Annotated in this window: 15 protein-coding genes and 1 other annotated feature (1 of these 16 only partly in view); of the genes, 12 read left to right on the top strand and 3 right to left on the bottom strand. The window is 38.1% G+C overall.

All coding sequences use genetic code 11. The annotated features are described in order from the left end of the window. Positions 1 to 146 (top strand) — a binding site (T-box leader) (it extends 88 nt beyond the left edge of the window). A gap of 72 nt (positions 147 to 218) precedes the next feature. The 5 genes from FFM51_RS05600 (at position 219) to tkt (ending at position 7,519) form a co-directional block, all read left to right on the top strand. Beyond that, positions 219 to 1,340, top strand: coding sequence for a vitamin B12 independent methionine synthase (locus FFM51_RS05600; RefSeq protein WP_137597661.1), 1,122 nt, complete (start codon positions 219 to 221; stop codon positions 1,338 to 1,340). Between the two features lie 294 nt (positions 1,341 to 1,634). Then, the gene (locus tag FFM51_RS05595; RefSeq protein ID WP_137597660.1) at positions 1,635 to 2,783 is read left to right on the top strand and encodes a 5-methyltetrahydropteroyltriglutamate--homocysteine S-methyltransferase; all 1,149 of its coding nucleotides are present in this window, start codon (positions 1,635 to 1,637) and stop codon (positions 2,781 to 2,783) included. A 169-nt stretch (positions 2,784 to 2,952) separates the two neighbouring features. Then, positions 2,953 to 4,647, top strand: a complete 1,695-nt coding sequence (locus FFM51_RS05590) for an aryl-sulfate sulfotransferase (protein WP_137597659.1) — start codon at positions 2,953 to 2,955, stop codon at positions 4,645 to 4,647. Between the two features lie 136 nt (positions 4,648 to 4,783). Then, positions 4,784 to 5,263 (top strand): GNAT family N-acetyltransferase, encoded by a 480-nt coding sequence (locus tag FFM51_RS05585; protein ID WP_137597658.1) that lies wholly within the window; start codon positions 4,784 to 4,786, stop codon positions 5,261 to 5,263. Positions 5,264 to 5,527: 264 nt separating this feature from the next. Then, positions 5,528 to 7,519 (top strand): transketolase, encoded by a 1,992-nt coding sequence (tkt, locus tag FFM51_RS05580; RefSeq protein WP_137597657.1) that lies wholly within the window; start codon positions 5,528 to 5,530, stop codon positions 7,517 to 7,519. A gap of 159 nt (positions 7,520 to 7,678) precedes the next feature. On the opposite strand, the gene FFM51_RS05575 is transcribed toward tkt, so the two are convergent. Then, positions 7,679 to 8,359 (bottom strand): GntR family transcriptional regulator, encoded by a 681-nt coding sequence (locus FFM51_RS05575; protein WP_137597656.1) that lies wholly within the window; start codon positions 8,357 to 8,359, stop codon positions 7,679 to 7,681. A 178-nt stretch (positions 8,360 to 8,537) separates the two neighbouring features. Here FFM51_RS05575 and uxuA point away from each other — a divergent pair, with 178 nt between their 5' ends. Continuing rightward, the gene (gene uxuA / locus FFM51_RS05570) at positions 8,538 to 9,608 is read left to right on the top strand and encodes a mannonate dehydratase (protein WP_137597655.1); all 1,071 of its coding nucleotides are present in this window, start codon (positions 8,538 to 8,540) and stop codon (positions 9,606 to 9,608) included. A gap of 221 nt (positions 9,609 to 9,829) precedes the next feature. Here the strand turns inward: uxuA and FFM51_RS05565 are convergent, their stop codons facing one another. After that, positions 9,830 to 11,248 carry a glycoside-pentoside-hexuronide (GPH):cation symporter gene (locus FFM51_RS05565; RefSeq protein ID WP_137597654.1) on the bottom strand — a complete coding sequence of 473 codons (1,419 nt, stop codon included), beginning with the start codon at positions 11,246 to 11,248 and terminating at the stop codon, positions 9,830 to 9,832. A gap of 27 nt (positions 11,249 to 11,275) precedes the next feature. After that, positions 11,276 to 11,518, bottom strand: coding sequence for a hypothetical protein (locus FFM51_RS05560; protein ID WP_137597653.1), 243 nt, complete (start codon positions 11,516 to 11,518; stop codon positions 11,276 to 11,278). Positions 11,519 to 11,846: 328 nt separating this feature from the next. Between FFM51_RS05560 and FFM51_RS05555 the strand changes: the two genes are divergently transcribed. The 6 genes from FFM51_RS05555 (at position 11,847) to kduD (ending at position 18,517) form a co-directional block, all read left to right on the top strand. Continuing rightward, a complete protein-coding gene (locus tag FFM51_RS05555) occupies positions 11,847 to 13,019 on the top strand; it encodes a galactokinase (RefSeq protein ID WP_137597652.1) in 1,173 nt (390 codons plus the stop codon). A 31-nt stretch (positions 13,020 to 13,050) separates the two neighbouring features. Beyond that, positions 13,051 to 14,508: a UDP-glucose--hexose-1-phosphate uridylyltransferase gene (locus tag FFM51_RS05550; protein WP_137597651.1), complete on the top strand. Its 1,458-nt coding sequence runs from the start codon at positions 13,051 to 13,053 to the stop codon at positions 14,506 to 14,508. Positions 14,509 to 14,540: 32 nt separating this feature from the next. Next, positions 14,541 to 15,545, top strand: a complete 1,005-nt coding sequence (locus tag FFM51_RS05545; RefSeq protein WP_137597650.1) for a LacI family DNA-binding transcriptional regulator — start codon at positions 14,541 to 14,543, stop codon at positions 15,543 to 15,545. A 240-nt stretch (positions 15,546 to 15,785) separates the two neighbouring features. After that, positions 15,786 to 16,550 carry an IclR family transcriptional regulator gene (locus FFM51_RS05540; protein WP_137597649.1) on the top strand — a complete coding sequence of 255 codons (765 nt, stop codon included), beginning with the start codon at positions 15,786 to 15,788 and terminating at the stop codon, positions 16,548 to 16,550. A gap of 285 nt (positions 16,551 to 16,835) precedes the next feature. Then, positions 16,836 to 17,681 (top strand): 5-dehydro-4-deoxy-D-glucuronate isomerase, encoded by an 846-nt coding sequence (kduI, locus tag FFM51_RS05535; RefSeq protein WP_137597648.1) that lies wholly within the window; start codon positions 16,836 to 16,838, stop codon positions 17,679 to 17,681. A gap of 20 nt (positions 17,682 to 17,701) precedes the next feature. Continuing rightward, complete coding sequence (gene kduD / locus FFM51_RS05530) at positions 17,702 to 18,517, top strand: 2-dehydro-3-deoxy-D-gluconate 5-dehydrogenase KduD (RefSeq protein WP_137597647.1); 816 nt, start codon at positions 17,702 to 17,704, stop codon at positions 18,515 to 18,517. The last annotated feature ends 231 nt before the right edge of the window (positions 18,518 to 18,748 follow it).

Raw genomic sequence — 18,748 nt, 5'->3', positions numbered from 1 at the left:
TGGTCTTGAAGTGAGGGTTACCGAGCAATCGCAAGGTGATCATGGGTGCGCCCATTATCGCGCTAGGGTATGTTTGTACCTAGTGAGGGGATGTGTGTAAGTGCATCCTAAAATAAGGTGGTAACACGATTAACTTCGTCCTTACTTTCGCAGTTTTGCGAAGGTGAGGACTTTTTTTATACCATTATTCATTAATTTATCGAGTGGGAGAGCATAATATGACAACAGAAACAAAAATTGGACCATTTAAATATGACATTGTGGGGAGCTTCTTGCGAACACCAGAATTAAAAGCGGCAATCGCTAAGCATCGTGCCGGTGAACTAAGTGATGATCAGTTTAATGCAGTTCAGCACGCAGAAATTAAAAAATTAGTGGAGCTTGAAGCACAACACGGATTAAAAGCAGTTACTGATGGTGAGTTTAGTCGTAGTTGGTGGCATTTAGACTTTTTATGGGGACTAACAGGAGTCAAAAAATATGACTACCGTGAAAGCTATAAATTCCACGGTGCCAAGACAAGAACCGATAATGCTGAACTAGACGGTAAGGTTGCTTACAATCCGGACCATCCATTTTTTGCAGCATTTGAGTATCTTAATTCAGTCACGCCGGCGGGGGTGGTTCCTAAGCAAACGATTCCATCACCAACGATGTTGTTTCGTGATAATCGTTCTGACAACTGGCCTAATTTCTATGATCAGCGTGAAGATTATTTACATGATTTAGCAACGGCGTACAATAAAACCATTTTAAGGTTCTATGAACTAGGTGCTCGTTACGTTCAAATTGATGATACAACCTGGGCATTTTTAATCAGTAAATTAAATGAGACTAAGGATCAACCAGCAGAACATGCAAAGTATGAGGAGTTGGCTCAAGAAGCGGTTGAAGTAATTAACGAATTATTAGAAGACTTACCGGCTGACTTGACTGTGACGACACATGTTTGTCGAGGAAACTTTAAATCAACTTTCTTATTCTCCGGCGGGTATGAAGCAGTTGCAAAATATTTAGGTCAATTGAATTACGATGGTTTCTTCTTAGAATATGACAATGATCGCGCTGGTGACTTTGAACCATTGCAAACAATTTTCAATGGTCGTAGTGATAAAACAATTGTATTGGGATTGATAACGTCCAAAGATGGTCAATTGGAAGATGAAGATGCTGTGATTAAACGAGTTAATGAAGCAACTCAATATGTGCCATTAGAAAACTTGGCTTTGTCAACTCAATGCGGATTTGCGTCAACTGAAGAAGGCAATGTACTTACACCTGAGCAACAGTGGGCTAAAATTGATTTAGTCCGGACGATTGCACAACGGATTTGGCACTAGAATTAAAAGTGATGGAGTGGTTTTATGCAACGGCAAAAAGTTTATTATTTACATTTGAATAAAATCACTACTGCTTGTTTTTTGGTGGGAGATGGCATTGGTGATATCGTCATGTGGTTTTAGTTTTTGTAATTAGATCGTTGGATGTTAATTGCTGAAACGTGTTAATTCAGTCATCTTTCTAGAGCTAAGCCAATTAAGCACCATTCGCGCAGACTGCGAACAATGCTTAATTATCTTAGCTTACGAAAGCTAACCGACTGAATTAACACTCTAAATAAAGGAGAAATTCATATGACTGAAAGTACACAAACATTTACAAAACGGACTACATCACCATTTCGCTTCGACGTTGTTGGGAGCTTTTTACGACCAGCTGAGTTAAAAGAAGCGCGGGCTAAATTTGAGAAAAATGAAATTACTGCATCTGAATTGAAAGCTGTTGAAGATAAAGCAATTATTGAATTGATTAAACAAGAAGAAAAGGCAGGTATTAAGTCGATTACTGATGGAGAATTTCGTCGTAGTTGGTGGCATTTGGACTTCTTTTGGGGCTTGCAAGGAGTTACCAAGTTAGCTGCAGGACAAGGTTATGTTTTTAACGATGAAGTCACTCGTGCCGAAACTTCAGGGTTAACAGGTAAAATTAGTGGTGAAAATCATCCATTTGTGGAGCACTTCAAGTTCTTACGAGATCATTTAAGTGATGCTACCACCGCTAAACAAACAATTCCGGCTCCTGCTCAATTCTTAGCCGAACTGCAGCGACCAGAAAATATTGAACAGACGCGTAAGTTTTATGCAACGGATGATGAATTAATTACAGCGATTGCTCAAGCGTATAAGACGGTAACACAAGATTTTTATGAGGCCGGCTTGCGAGTATTACAATTGGACGATTGTACCTGGGGGATGCTTGCAGGGTTCAACGCTGGAGCAAAAGATAAAGTTGGCATCAGTGCAGCTGAAATCGAAGCTTCAAAGGAACAGTATGTTCAAGTAAATAATGAGTTCTTAGCCGGTTTACCAGAAGACTTAATTGTGAACACACATGATTGCCGGGGAAACTATCATTCAACTTGGGCATCAGCAGGTGGATATGACGTGGTGGCGGATCCATTGTTTACACGTGAAAATGTACATGCTTACTTCTTGGAATATGATACTGACCGTTCTGGAGGCTTTGAACCACTTGCTAAGGTACGTGATAATCAATTAGTCGTACTGGGGTTAGTTACATCTAAAAATGGTACTTTGGAGGACAAGCAAACGATCATTGATCGAATTCATGAAGCAGCTAAGTACGTGCCTTTAGATCGACTTTGCTTGAGTACACAATGTGGATTTGCGTCAACTGAAGAAGGAAACGTGTTGACCGAAGCGCAACAGTGGGCCAAAATTCAATTAGTTAAAGAAATTGCCCAAGAAGTTTGGGGCGACTAGGTTTTAAGCAAATTAAAAGATTGGTAATTGCAATATTACCAACCTTTTAATTTTGCCTTGATAAATATATTTTTAGGTGCTATTTTTTAAATCTTCATGCAATCTTCACCTTTTTATCATAAAATAATAATGACATTAAAATTTGATTAAGATGGGTTAGGTGAAGAACATGAAACATGGTTGGCAGCATCACTGGAAATTAATTGGAATTTTGCTTGTTAGTCTATTATTGGTTGTAGCTGGCTGCGCTAAACAAACCAAAAGCACAAGTCTACTTTCAATTAAACAGATTAAAACTAATATTGGTAGCAAGTTAGTTACTACTCGAGCTGACAAACAAAAAACGCTAAATCAGTCTTACCAGGATAAGGTTAATTCCACTCAATATTCGCCAAGTACGCCTTATGTAAAAGTAAATCCATATCAGACATCACCTTTGACGGCGTTGGTTATTTTTCAAACTTCAAAGCCAGCAAAAGTTAGTTATACTGTTGAAGGAAAAACGGATAACACCTCTATTACAAACTCTGTTAATGGAGACTATACAACTACTCATCAAGTTCCAGTTGTTGGCCTTTATTCAGGGGATAATACAGTGCAAATCAATGTTAGTTACCAGGATGGAACGAGTGAGACTCAGGAATTAAATATTGCTACCACTACAAGCTTGCCTAAATATTTGAAAGAAACTGATTTAAAAGTTACTAAAAATAATAAAAGTAAAATGGATATTGGCAACAACAAATTAACGCTAGTTGTGCGAACAACGAAACAGTCATTTGCAGTCGATGCAGATGGCAATATTAGATGGTATTCAACACTCTATACACAACATATGATTAAACAAATTCATGCTGGTCGACTGATTATGCTTAGCAAGAATAAGCAAAGTGAGAATGTTTATAACGATCTGCTAGAGACTGATTATTTGGGGCGGGTTTATAAAGAATACAATTTTAGTGCTAAAACAGGTGTTAACAATGATAAATTAGTTAGCAGCAGTTCTAAAACCAAAACTGCCAGCAACAGCGATACAACTATAATTCATCACGATATTATGGAGTTGCCTAATCACGATTTACTAGCGACTGTTAATGATGGTTCTAAGTACGTTGAAGATACGATGGCAGTTATTTCACATAAAACTGGAAAAGTTACGAAAGTAATTGATTTGAAACGACTTTTACCTGCGTCGATGTACCAGGATTATAAATCAAGTGGTGGGAAAGTTGACTGGTTCCATCAAAACTCGGTTGAATACGATGAAAATGACAATAGTATTCTTATTTCCGGTCGAAACCAAGATATGATTATGAAAATCAGTATGAAAAACGATAAAATCAAATGGATCTATTCTGGTAAAAAAGCAGCTTCGTGGCCAAACAAATATCGAAAGTTATTGCTAAATCCAACAAAGGGAACGACAATTACTGGCGGTCAACATCATTTAACATTGTTAGAAGATGTGAATAATGATCCTGACAGTGAAAATGTAACCTTATACGATAACAATATTGATGTCACTAACGGTAATTCAAAAACAAGCGGTAAATACTCTCAGGGGGTTCAATATCACATTAACGCGAAGAAGATGACAATCGATCAAACTTGGGCCTACGGAAAATCATTAGGTAAGGCTAACTATACTGAAATTATTGGTTCCACGCAGAAACTATTTAACAATAATTATTTACTTGATTTTGGGTTTAAGAATGAAGGTAAGGAAAGTAATATTATTGAGGTACAAAATAATAAACAAGTATTTAATCTCACTGTGCCTAATCCCTCCGCCAAAGCTTATGTTTACCGAGCTTACCGCTGGAATTTTTATCCTAGTGATTACGTTTTTGACGTAACTAAATAAAGTTGTTTGTAAAATATGTTACCGGTTAGGGGTTAAAAACTCTAATCGGTATTTTAAATTTAGCTGAGGGTTTAAAAACTAGTTTGCAGTGCAATGTAATACAAGTATAATAACAACAACCAGGGGGGACGTATTAATGGAATTGATTCGAGAAATGGTGCCAAAAGATAACAATACAATGAAATCGATTTTGCAACAATGCTTACGGGATGCACAGTTAGATAAACCTGGTACGGCGTATTTTGATCCACAATTAGATGAGTTGGCTCAGTACTATCAGCAGTTAACACGAGCAAAGTACTGGGTGGCTGTTGATCAGAATGATCAAGTAGTAGGTGGTTGCGGCATTGGCCCAGTTGGAACAACCGATGTTTGTGAATTGCAAAAATTATACATAGCGCCAGATGCACGGGGACAAGGTTTATCCAAACGGTTGATCAAGTTAGCAATAGAGACGGCAACTAAGTTTGGTTATCACCAAATGTATATTGTCACTGATACTAAGTTACCTGTGGCAAATAAACTCTATCAAAAATTGCAATTCAACCAATTAGAGCAGCCACTTGATGGTGACATTCATTCCGGGTGCGATACTTGGTACTTAAAAGCCCTCTAAAATGCTGACCACATTGCTTGCGTTTTTCTAATTCTAACCATAAGCTTAGTTAATGGGAGTACTTGACACTTGTGAAAATGGTCTTGCAGAATAATCTATACCAATTATAAAATAATTTAAAAAAACCATTATTATATATGAATTTTTGAGTTTTAACTTGAATATACCAATTTAGACTGCTATGATATTTACATGCTCAATAATTTATTGAATCACTAAATAAAAATAATGATTAATTGAAAATTTTTTGGAGGGTTAATATATATGTTTGATAAAATGGACCAATTAAGTGTGGATACACTGAGAATGCTCAGTGTTGATGAAGTTCAAGCTGCTAATTCAGGACATCCGGGGTTACCACTTGATGCTGCACCAATGGCATATGTACTATGGCAAAAATTCATGAACACTAATCCTAAGGATAGTAAATGGTTTAATCGTGATCGATTTGTTTTATCGGCTGGTCATGGGTCTGCGTTGTTATACAGTTTATTACATTTATCTGGTTTTGCACTTTCAATCGATGATTTAAAGCAGTTTCGCCAGACGGGGAGTAAAACACCTGGTCATCCTGAATATGGTCATACTGATGGGGTTGAGGCAACAACAGGTCCATTAGGTCAAGGAATTGGCATGGCAGTTGGAATGGCGATGGCTGAAATGCATTTAGCTGCAACATACAACCGCGATAATTTTAAGGTGGTTGATCATTATACGTACGCACTTTGTGGCGATGGTGATTTAATGGAAGGCGTATCACATGAGGCCGCTAGTCTGGCCGGCCATTATGGTCTCGATAAATTGATTATGTTGTATGATTCTAATGATGTATCACTTGATGGCCCGTTGAGTAATGCCTTCAATGAAAACGTTCAGCAACGTTTTGAAGCGTATCACTGGAATTATTTACGGGTTGAAGATGGTAATAATTTAGAGGAAATTAGTGCGGCAATTGAAAAAGCTAAGTCACAACATGACAAACCAACCATTATTGAAGTTAAGACTCAAATTGGTTATGGTGCACCAGATGCAGGAACCCATAAAGTTCATGGGGCACCATTCAAAGAAGATGCGCTGGTTAAATTACATGAGTTTTACAACTGGGATAAACCAGCATTTACAGTTCCTGATGATGTTTATGATCAATTTGAAAATCAAATTCAAACGCGTGGTGCTTATGCTCAAAGTGAGTGGAAACAAATGGTATCAGAATATAAGCATGCTTACCCTGAATTGGCACAACAGTTTGAACTAGCAGTTGCCGGTAAAGTAACTTCTGATTTTAGTTTCTTACCTCAATTTGAAGACGGTGACTCCAAGGCCACTAGAGCGACAGGATCGACAGTATTGCAGTCACTAGCTGATAACATCCCAACTTTGTGGGGCGGATCAGCGGATTTATTTAGCTCGAATAAAACTGAAATTAATGAATCTGATCGATTTAGCAAGGATAATCCAACTAGTCGCAATATTTGGTTTGGAGTCCGTGAATTTGGTGAGGCTGCTGCAATCAATGGAATTGCATTACATGGTGGCACGCGGGTTTATGGTAGTACCTTTATGGTCTTTTCAGATTATATGCGTGGGGCAATTCGATTGTCTGCCATTCAGCATTTACCAGTTACCTATGTCTTTACGCACGATTCAATCGCGGTAGGTGAGGATGGTCCAACACATGAACCGGTAGAACAATTAGTTAGTTTACAGGCAATTCCTAATGTTAATGTTATTCGGCCAGCAGATGCTAATGAAGTTGCTGAAGCCTGGAAGGTTGCTATGAATGCAACAGACCGACCAACAGTAATTATTTTGACGCGTCAAGGGGTTCCCGCATTGGCAGGTGCCCGCACAAATCCGACTGGTTTAAGTCGTGGCGGTTACGTTATTTCAGCCCAAAAAGGAGTTACTCCTGAAGCAATCATTATGGCCAGTGGGTCAGAAGTTAGCTTGGCCATTGAGGCTCAACATCAGTTACATGATGCAGGAAGAGATGTTTCAGTTGTTTCGATGCCAAACATTAAGTTGTTTAATGCACAATCGTCAGAGTATCAAGAACAAGTACTGCCTAACGCAGTTCGTCGCCGTGTTTCAGTAGAGATGGGTAGCCGACAAGCATGGGGCAAGTTTGTTGGCATAGATGGTAAAAGTATCGGTATTGATCGCTTCGGTTTAAGCGGCAATGGTCCAACAATCGTAGAGAAATTTGGATTTACCCCTGAAAATGTGGTGGCAACTGTAGAGTCACTATTCAAATAGAGTGTTCGCAGCTACAGGTTGAACCTGTGGTGTAAGCAAGAAAAATCCCCTAACCAACTTCAAAATTAGAAGTGGTTAGGGGATTTTTCTTGCTTATAACGTGAATTAATTACTATGAACACGTTTCGATAATAAAAAAACAAAATCATATATTGCCTTTTATTCATGTGTATCCATAAAGTATTCTGGGAATGCAGCTAGCAGTGTTTGCTGTTCCTCCAGCATCAAATGTAGATGTTGGCTAGCTAAAAATCCTGCCTCATCGATATCATGATTTTTAACTGCATTTAAAATTTGCTGATGTTGATCAGTCAACATATCCCAGTCTAAATCAGTAATCTTAAGTCGGAGCCAGCGAAAACGATTTAGGTGAATGTTAACAATTTGTAACCAGTTCCACACGAGAACTTTATCGGTAATTTCATAAAACTTTCGGTGAAAAGCCTCATCAGCCTCGAAAAAGGCGGCAACATTTTGACGTTCAATCTGTAATTTTTGCTGGCCTAAAATTTGCTCAAAGCTATCAGAAATTAACGGAGTGATCTGATTACTAGCTTCCATGACAACTTTTTTCTCAATGTTTTCACGCACAAATCTAGCTGCGGTAGCGGCATGCATGTCAATAAGAGAGATATAAGTGCCACTTTGGGGGATGACATCAATTAACCCGTCACGACGAAGATGAATTAGTGCTTCTCGGACTGGTGTGCGACCAATCTTTACATCTGTCTCGATTTCTTTTTCAGATATTTTTTGACCAGGTGGATAAACTGCCCGCAAAATTTTATTTTTGATTAATTCATATGCTTGAGTTTGTAAGTTACTAGCAGAATTTTGCATAATTGTGCCTCCATAAAATTATTGTGCGATAAGAACAGGGTTGTGTCAATAATAGAATCAATTCGAGCAGAAATGATTCTATATTTGCAATTTTAAATCATTCCGTTATAATGAAAGCGTAAACAAATATACTAATATATTAGTTTAAAATTTGTTGTTCGGAAAGGAAAGATTTGCAATGTTAAAGATGGGCTTTCGCTGGTTTGGAAAAGATGATGATCCAATCTCACTTTCTAAAATTCGTCAAATTCCTGGAACCACCCAGGTGGTTGGAGCGCTATTTGATATTCCAGTTGGTGAAGTATGGCCAAAGGAACGAATCGCACAATTAAAACAAGAGGTTGAAGCATCAGGATTGAAGCTTGAAGTGATTGAGAGTGTCAACATTCATGATGATATTAAAATTGGTAAGCCTAGTCGTGATCGTTATATCGCTAATTATCAGCAAACAATTCGTAATTTATCTGAATATGGAATTAAGGTAATTTGCTACAACTTTATGCCGGTATTTGACTGGATCAGAACAAACTTGGCTTATAAATTAGAAGATGGTTCCAATGTAATGTCGTTTGAACACAAAAAAGTTGAAGGTGATCCTGAACAAATTATCAAATCTGTTCAAGATGAATCCAATGGCTATTCATTACCAGGATGGGAACCAGAACGTTTGGCTGAAGTTAAACATCTATTTAGTGAGTATGCTGATGTAGACGCGGACAAGTTGAGAGAGAATCTTAAGTACTTCTTGGACGCGATTATTCCTGTCTGTGAGGAATGTGATATTAAGATGGCGATGCATCCGGATGATCCGCCTCGTCCATTATTTGGGTTACCACGGATTTACAAAAATCGTGAAGACATGCAAGCGATTGTGTCAATGCATGATAGTCCATATAATGCTTTGACGATTTGTACTGGTAGCCTAGGTGAAAATCCCGAAAATGATGTACCAGCTTTGATTCGTGAATTTGTTAAAAAAAATCGTGCCCCCTTTATTCATGCTCGAAATATTAAGTTTGCTGGCGAGCCGGGGGACTTCCACGAGTCCGCTCATCTGTCATCAATGGGATCCATTGATATGTTCGAGGTGATGAAAGCTCTACATGATACTAATTTTGATGGTTATATCAGACCAGATCACGGTCGTAATATTTGGGGCGAAACTGGTCGTCCTGGATATGGTTTGTATGATCGTGCATTAGGAATTGCTTACTTGAACGGTTTGTGGGAAGCATTAGACAAAAAGTAGTTTTAATTTTGAATTATGAATTAGATATAAGATCAGAGTGCAATTCGTGTGCTGGTCTTTTTTTTGTTAGCGGTGTGTGAACTTTTTATGTAGTCTAACTCAATTCACAGTCACAAAAGTTTCCATATAATGTAAAAAAGATGCGAGCAGATTCAAATTCGAATCTGCTCGCATCTTTTTTACATTACATTCCAGCTTCTAAGTGTTAGACCGTTCACACTCTATTTCTTTTCAGCCTTTAACTTAGCTTCCAATTCAGTGACAATCTCACTATGTTTCTTTTCACTTAATTCAACTTTGAATAAGTAAACTAAAGCGGCGATGATGATCAATGCGATTGGGGCGAAGAACATGTAACTTCTGAATGTTAACAATTGACCAGCACTGATGCTACTTGGCTTAGCGTTACCGATCATTCCTGCATGCACAGCAGCTAATCCAACAACACTGTTGGCAATGGCACCAGCCACCTTATCAATCAAAGGACGAACTGACAAAGTCACTGATTCATTTCGTGTCCCATTCTTTAATTGACCATATTCAACACTATCTGTAATCGTCATAAGGGCAGCTAAGAAAATCATTGGATATGGGAAGAAGAAGATACCAACGGCGATTAAAACAGCGAGAACACTGTGACCAGCAAATAAGAAGATTGAGTAACCAACAAGCATCATTACGATCCCGCCAACGTAAATAGCACGACGTTTAATCAAAGCAACAACAGCCGGGAACAATGAAACTGAGATGATGCCCAAGATGGCGGTAATAACACCAACTAGCCAGTAAGCGTCTGAACGGCCAAGGACATATTGGAAGTAGTAAGCAAGCAATGAGTTTGTAACCACATAGCTAAGGGCAAACAAGAAGTATGACAAGGCTAACCACATTAATTGGTCGTTTTTAGCCAACACCTTGAACACATCACGAAAACGAACTTTTTCACTATTATCGCGAATCAAACTCTTCTTTTCTTTTGTTCCAGCAGCGGTTGCTAGGGCCCCTAAGAAAGAAACTAACGCAATCACAACAGCGAAACCAATCCAACCAGCGTGAGTCTTAGCATCACCATGAGTACCAGAAAATGTTTGTGAGAAGAAAACGATTAATGGAAAGATGACAATTGGAACTCCTTGAGCACCTAAAGTAGAACCCAAACGACCAATGGTACCGAACTTAGCTCGGACCTTTGAATCAACACTCAAAGCAGGGAGCATTGACCAAAATGAAATATCTTTGAATGAATAGAAAATATCCAAAATAACAAATGAAATTCCGAATAATACCAAATAAAGAACAGGGTTCTTAGTAGTTAAACCGCCAAAGTCAGTAAAGACAATGACTAACATAATAGAACTAACAGCTGCACCAACCATCAACCAAGGCTTAAATTTACCCCAGCGAGTTTCGGTGTTATCAACCGCACCACCAATCAATGGATCAAACACAATTTCAATTAATCGAATAGCAGTCATTAACAAAGTAACGTAACCAATCATACGGGCGTTAAACGCCTTATCACTTGTATCAAACAACTGACTTGTGACGAACAACATGAGATAGGTACTTAAAGTTTGGTAGAATGCATCATGTCCAAACGCACCTAAGGCATATGAAGTATACTGTTTTACATGTTTCATTATCCTCAGTCTCCTATGAAATAAAATTTAGTACCGTCGCTCAATAATTTTTTGCAAAATCTCATCGCGTTGAGATTGTTTAGCAACGTCAAATTGAGTTTCTTCCAGGTCGTTAAAATCTTGTGCTAATAACAATGATTCCAAATATAATCGTAATTGACGTTTGATGTAGACTAACTCTTCTTCATCATCTTGTTTAAGGCTGCCACCCAGTACCATATGAGCGAAATCTTCAGGGTCAATTTTGATTTTTTCATCTTTTCTAGCCATAGATAAGTCTCCTTTGTTTTATATTTTGTAACCGCTTACCTTAATGTAAAACACGTTCAGTAAAAAAGCAACATTTTTTTACTAATTATTGGTAACCGCATGGGTGTTATTATACTCTAATTGAACGTTTATAAGGCTAATTGATTTTTAATTACTTTTTTTACTAAGATAGATTTAGATGCTACAAAAAAAGTTATCCGATTTCATTACTTTAATAACGGCGTTTTATTCAAAACGGATCCTTGACAAATGATAAACTTGATTCTATATTTAGTTTAGTAAAAATTTTACTCAACTTGATTTGAGTGTAGGTGGAGGTAATTAGATTATGGACAAGAACCAACTATTAGAACAATTCAAACAGGTATTTGGTGTTGCTGGGCAGCGGGTTTATTTTTCACCAGGTCGAATTAACATTATTGGTGAATATACTGACTTTAATGGTGGTAACGTATTTCCGTGTGCAATTAGCTTAGGGACTTATGGTGCGTACGCTCCTCGGACAGACAACCAAATTCGCCTTTATTCAGCTAATATGAAGGGTGACGATATTGAAAGCTTTGAAATTGGTGATTTAGAACCCGAAACTGAGGCCAAAAGTAAATGGATTAACTATTTTAAAGGAATGGTTGTGCAGCTGTTACAACACGGCTATAAGTTTGATCACGGCTTTGATTTACTGGTGCATGGTAACTTACCTTATGGTGCGGGACTGTCATCGTCAGCATCCATTGAATTATTGATGGGGTATATTTTAAAGCATGAATTTAACTTAGATATCGAACAAATTGAACTAGTTAAATTAGGTCAAAAAGTTGAAAATAATTTTGTGGGCCTTAATTCTGGAATTATGGATCAATTCGCGGTTGGTATGGGTAAAAAAGATAATGCTATTTTGCTTGATACTAATACAATGGAGTATCACTACTATCCATTGGCACTTAACGATTACACCGTTGTTATTATGAATACGAACAAAGAACATTCTTTGATTGATTCTAAGTACAACGAGCGCCGTGCTCAAAATGAAGAAGCTGTTCGTCGTTTACAAACTGTTCTAGATATCAAGGCACTGGGTGATTTAGATGAGGATACCTTTGATCAATACACTTATTTAATTCATGATGATATTTTGATTCGTCGTGCTCGTCACGTGGTTATTGAAAATCAACGGACTTTGAAGGCTAAACAAGCATTGTTGGACCAAGATTTGGAAAAACTAGGTCGCTTAATTAATGCTTCTCATGTTTCATTACAATATGATTATGAAGTTACTGGTGAAGAGCTTGATACATTGGCAAGTACAGCTTGGGAGCAGCCAGGTGTCCTTGGAGCCCGTATGATCGGTGGCGGTTTTGGTGGTAGTGCCATTGCCATTGTCAAAAAAGACCAAGTCGCAGCATTCGAGAAAAATGTTGGTGATACTTACAAACAAAAGATTGGTTACGCTGCTGAATTTTACGACGCAGAAATTGTTGATGGTCCACACGAAGTAAACTAATTATTAACAAGAGCATGAGAGGGAGAGCAGTATGTCGATGATTGAACAATTTGTCCAACAAATTATTGAAAATACGAGCTATGAGGAGTTGGATCGCGTTTATCTAGTTAATCGGGTTCGAGCGCTAGTGGGCGATCAGGATAAGGAAGTTGTGGCTGATAGTGAACTATCATTGGCACAACAACTGACTGATTTAGCAATTGAAAACAATAAGATTGATGACAATCTAACTAGTCGAGAAATATTAAATGATCAGTTGATGGATTTAGTTACACCAACTCCGGCACAAGTTAATCGTCAATTCTGGGACACATACCAAACAAGTCCACAGGCGGCCACTGAGTATTTTTATCAACTTTGTCAAAATAATGATTATATTAAAACAAAGGCGATCGCTAAAAATATTGTGTTTGAAAAACAGACACGCGATGGACAATTACAGATTACGATTAATTTATCAAAACCAGAAAAAGATCCTAAGGCCATTGCAGCAGCTGCACATCAAAGCAGTGTGCAATACCCACAGTGTCAGTTATGTATGGAAAATGAGGGTTATCTTGGTCGATTAGGTTACCCAGCGCGCAGTAATCATCGTATTATTCGGATGAACGTGGGGGGCGCAAAATGGGGTTTCCAATATTCACCATATGCATATTTTAATGAGCATTGTATTTTTCTTGATGAAAAGCACGAACCAATGCAGATTAATCGGCAAACTTTGATCAATTTAATTGATATTGAACGCCAATTTCCAGAGTATTTTGTTGGTAGTAATGCTGATTTGCCAATTGTTGGTGGTTCAATGTTGGCCCACGAGCATTATCAAGGTGGTCGCCATATTTTTCCGATGATGAAAGCGGCTATTCGAACTCCATTTTCATTAGCAAAGTATCCTGCAATTGATGCTGGAATTGTTGATTGGCCAATGACCGATCTGCGTTTAAGTAGTAGCAACACAGATCAGTTAATTGCTGCCGGAACAGAAATAATGGCGGCTTGGAAACAATATAGTGTGCCAGAGCTACAAATTAATGCTAAGTCCGCAGACGAAGAACACCACACGGTGACGCCAATCATGCATCGAGATGGCGAAACTTTTATTCTTGATTTAGTGTTGCGTGATAACAACATTTCTGATCAGTACCCTGATGGAATTTTTCACCCACACCAGGATGTTCAACACATCAAAAAGGAAAATATTGGTTTAATTGAGGTAATGGGCCGTGCGATTTTACCTGCACGATTAAAAGATGAAATGGCACAGGTTGAAAAATACTTGTTAGATCAGCCTAATGAGATTGCTGAATATCATGTTAGTTGGGCGAATGAACTAAAAGCTGATAATGACATTACACCAGCTAATGTAACTGAAATTGTTCACCAAGCTATTGCGGATGTATTTGCGCGCGTACTTGAAGATGCTGGCGTGTTTAAAAATGATGAAGCTGGTCAAGCAGCGTTAGGCAAATTTGTTGCGCAATTTAACTAGTTACAAGAGTTTATTTTGAGGGAGAATGTGTGATGGCAGTTACACTGAAAGACATTGCAACAAAAGCAGCTGTTTCGTTAGCAACAGTTTCGCGTGTGTTGAACTATGACAACACGCTGTCTGTTAGTGATGCAACCCGTCATAAGATTTTTGAGATTGCCGAGCAGTTGAACTATACCAAGCATAAACATCCAAGTCCACGACAAGGGAAAAAATTAGCGGTAGTGCAATGGTATACTGAAGCACAAGAGTTAGATGATTTATACTATATGTCGATTCGAATGGGGATTGAGCAACATTGCCAACAGTTGGGTTTTAAGGCACTCCAAGTTTATCAAAATAACCTTGAACAGTTACCAACTGATATTGACGGAATTATTGCAGTGGGTAAATTCAGCTCGCAGCAAATTACGCAGTTTAAACAACGAAGTAGCCATGTTATCTTGGTCGATTATGATGGTTTACCATACGGTTGTGATAGTGTGGTAACTGATTTTGAACATTCTGTTGAAAATGTCGTGGATACATTTATAAAACAACAAATTGAAGACATCGGGGTTATTTATGGTAGTGAAACCACTGCGGATAATGCACAAGATGTGCCAGATCCACGGCATCATTATTTCGTTAAAAAGATGAAGGCGGAACGTCTATATCAACCTGAATTCGTGTTTGAGGGCCGATATACTTCAGAATCAGGGTACCAGATGATGAAGCAAGCAATAGAAAAGTTGGGGAATAAATTACCGCATGCATTTTTCATTGCTAATGATCCAATGGCGGTGGGAGCGTTAAAGGCTTTGCAAGAAGCTAATATTGCAATTCCCGGTAGAGTTAGTTTAATCAGTTTCAATGACACTTCAATTGCCAATTATGTTTATCCGGGCTTATCATCGGTTCATGTCGCGACGGATTTAATGGGTAAAAGTGCAGTAGATTTGATGGTCGAGCAACTTGATGGTGATCGAGAGTACGTTAAAAAGATAACGTTGGGCACTAAGTTGATCGAAAGACAGAGTGTGAAAAACCGCGTCTAGAAGTCGGAGACTAACGTAAAATAAAGATTGTGGATGGTGAACTTTCGCCGTTCACAATCTTTATTTTTATGTTGGTGGAGACTTTTGCGGTTGTAAACACGTTTTAAGCCAGTTGAATTCACGAGCGTAAATATAACCACTAACATTTTTACTCGTAATCTGATTAGTGCATAAACTTCCTATTTACCTTGAATAGCGTTACAATATTTCCTAATTAGAAATAATAGGAGCGATTAACAAATGACAGATGCATCCGCAGAAAATTTATACGGTGGAGTTCTGATCAAAGGTAAAGAAATTATGGACTTTATTTTGAATGCTCAAACACCACCAACCTTAAAAGAAATTAGTGATCATGTTGAGATGACCAAGTCGACAGTATTAAAAATTTTGAAGACCTTGGATTATTGTGGCTTTGTTCGTCGGGATGAAGAGACTAAGCGCTATTATTTAGGAACTGTTTTTTTAGGTTATGCTCAAAAAGTTGATGATACTTTTGACATTCGGCAAATTGCATTGCCATTGTTGAGCGAATTGCGAGATCAAACTGGTGAAACAGTTAACTTGGGAATTATCGATGGAAATACGATTACATTGCTAGAAAAAATGGAGAGTCCACAAAGTGTTTATCTAGTTTCACGTATTGGTGGAGGAATGAATATGTACTCGTCCGCGATGGGTAAAGCAACGCTGTCCCAATACGATGATGAACAATTATCTCGTTATTTTGATGAGGTCACATTAACTAAATTAACTCCTAACACGATTGTTAGTGAAAAAAAGCTCCGTAGCAATCTAGCTGAAATTAAACAACAGGGTTATTCGATTGATAATGAGGAAAATCAACCGGATGTTTATTGTGTTGGTTTTTCACTGAAAACTGAAGATAAAATCTATGGGGCATTTAGTATTAGTATTCCTAAATATCGAATAGAACCAACTAAATTAGCAGCTATTATTGAACAGGCCAAAGTGATTCAGCAACGTATTATTGCAGCAATTTAAGAAATGTATTGGCAAATATTAAGAGATTCATCATTAGTTTGAAGTCAGATTAGCGATGAGTCTTTTTAAGTTGAATGACTTTTCAAGTTATCGTTTGCAAATTTTTTCACAACAATTTAGAATATTATTAAAGAGATAAGTATTTACTAATTTTACTTAACGCTTTGTAGTGTTTAGATTGATTGGATATCACTTGCATTATTAAGGATAACTATTATACTAGTAATTGTTAACACAAATAAGAAATCTTATTTCTTAATAAGAAATAATCAGGAGGTCTGACGAATGGCATTTAATATGGTGACACGGTACGCGCACAGTCCTGAAGATATTAAACATTACAGTACGGATGAGATGCGTGAGCAATTTTTGATGGATAAAATATTTAATCCTGGTGACATTTTGCTTACTTACACGTACAATGATCGCATGATTTTTGGTGGGGTTACGCCGGTAAATGGTGAGCTTGAGATTAAATTGGACAGTGAGTTGGGCGTTAAGTACTTTCTTGAACGTCGTGAATTAGGATTCATCAATATTGGTGGCCCTGGCACTGTGACAATTGATGGAACATCAGATCATGTTGTGACTCATGATGGTTATTACATTGGGATGGGTGCTAAGCACGTCTCGTTTGCGTCAGATGATGCTAGTCAACCAGCAAAGTTTTATGTTGTATCAACACCAGCACATAAAACATATCCAAATAAAAAGTTGCCATTCGCGGATTCATTGTCATTACCTTTAGGTGATCAAGAACATATGAATAAGCGAACAATTCATAAATACATTGACGCTAGTCAAATGGATACGTGTCAACTTCAGATGGGTTATACAGTGTTAGAACCCGGTAATTCTTGGAATACCATGCCAGCGCACACGCACGCTCGTCGAATGGAAACGTACATGTATTGTGAGTTTGGTACATCTGATACGCGAGTATTTCATTATATGGGCGAACCTGATAACACAAAGCACATTGCACTTGAACCAGAACAAGCAGTGGTTAACCCAAGTTGGTCAATTCATTGTGGTGTTGGAACAACTAATTACTCATTTATTTGGGCAATGTGTGGTGAAAATCAGACCTATGATGATATGGATCAGGTAGACATGCACGATTTACGTTAATTAAAATTGGAGGAAATAAAATGGCAGAATCACAACAAGAAATTAAAGAACGCGCAGAGGCGTTGAACACATTCAAAATGAATTTTTTCAATTTAACTGGTAAGGTGGCAATCATTACCGGTGGTAATACAGGGCTTGGACAAGCCTATGCTGTTGCGCTTGCTGAAGCTGGCGCTGACATCTTTGTGGCCACCCATGGTAAAGAAGGCTGGGATGAAACTAGGAGCCTGATTGAAGCAAAAGGAAGCAAAGTTGAATTTATGCAGGTTGATTTAACAGCTAAATCAGCGGCACAAGACGTAATTGATAGTGCCCTAAAGGCATTTAACCACATTGATATTTTGGTTAACAATGCTGGTATGATCAAACGAAACCCAATTTTAGAATCTAAGGATGAGGATTGGGATGCAGTCATTAATATTAATTTAAATGCCGTCTACCATTTATCATTGGCTGCAGCAAAGGTATTCGCAGCTCAAAAGAGTGGTAAGATCATCAACATTGGTTCAATGTTATCATTCCAAGGTGGTAAATTTATTCCATCATATACGGCTTCTAAACATGGTGTCGCTGGTTTGACAAAATCATTTGCAAGCGAATTAGGCGCATACAATGTTCAGGTTAATGCGATTGCACCGGGATACATCAAGACTGCCAATACAGCACCAATCAGAGCAGATAAATCACGTAATGATGAAATCTTAGGTCGCATTCCAGCGGGACACTGGGCAGAAACATATGAATTAATGGGATCAGTAGTATTCCTAGCCAGTGAAGCATCAAACTATGTGACAGGACATGTGTTAGCTGTGGATGGCGGGTACCTAGTAAGGTAGAGTGTGAGCGGGGCCGATAAGATACCGTAGGCCAAGACTATAATGGCCATTGATAAAGTGGTCTATGCTTTATTGATGGTCATTATAGTCTTGGCCCTAGGTATCTGGCCCAGCGAACAGGTTTAATCAATCTAGCTAAAGTACGAGCAATTACAAAAAATAAATCAAAGAGTAGGACTCAATTGGTAAGGTTTACTTTGCGGGAACGAAGTAGACATTGAATTAAAGCTT

It is taken from the genome of Paucilactobacillus kaifaensis (genome assembly GCF_005405145.1).
Classification (GTDB): Bacteria; Bacillota; Bacilli; order Lactobacillales; family Lactobacillaceae; genus Paucilactobacillus; species Paucilactobacillus kaifaensis.
This window is presented reverse-complemented; position numbering and strand designations above follow the sequence as displayed.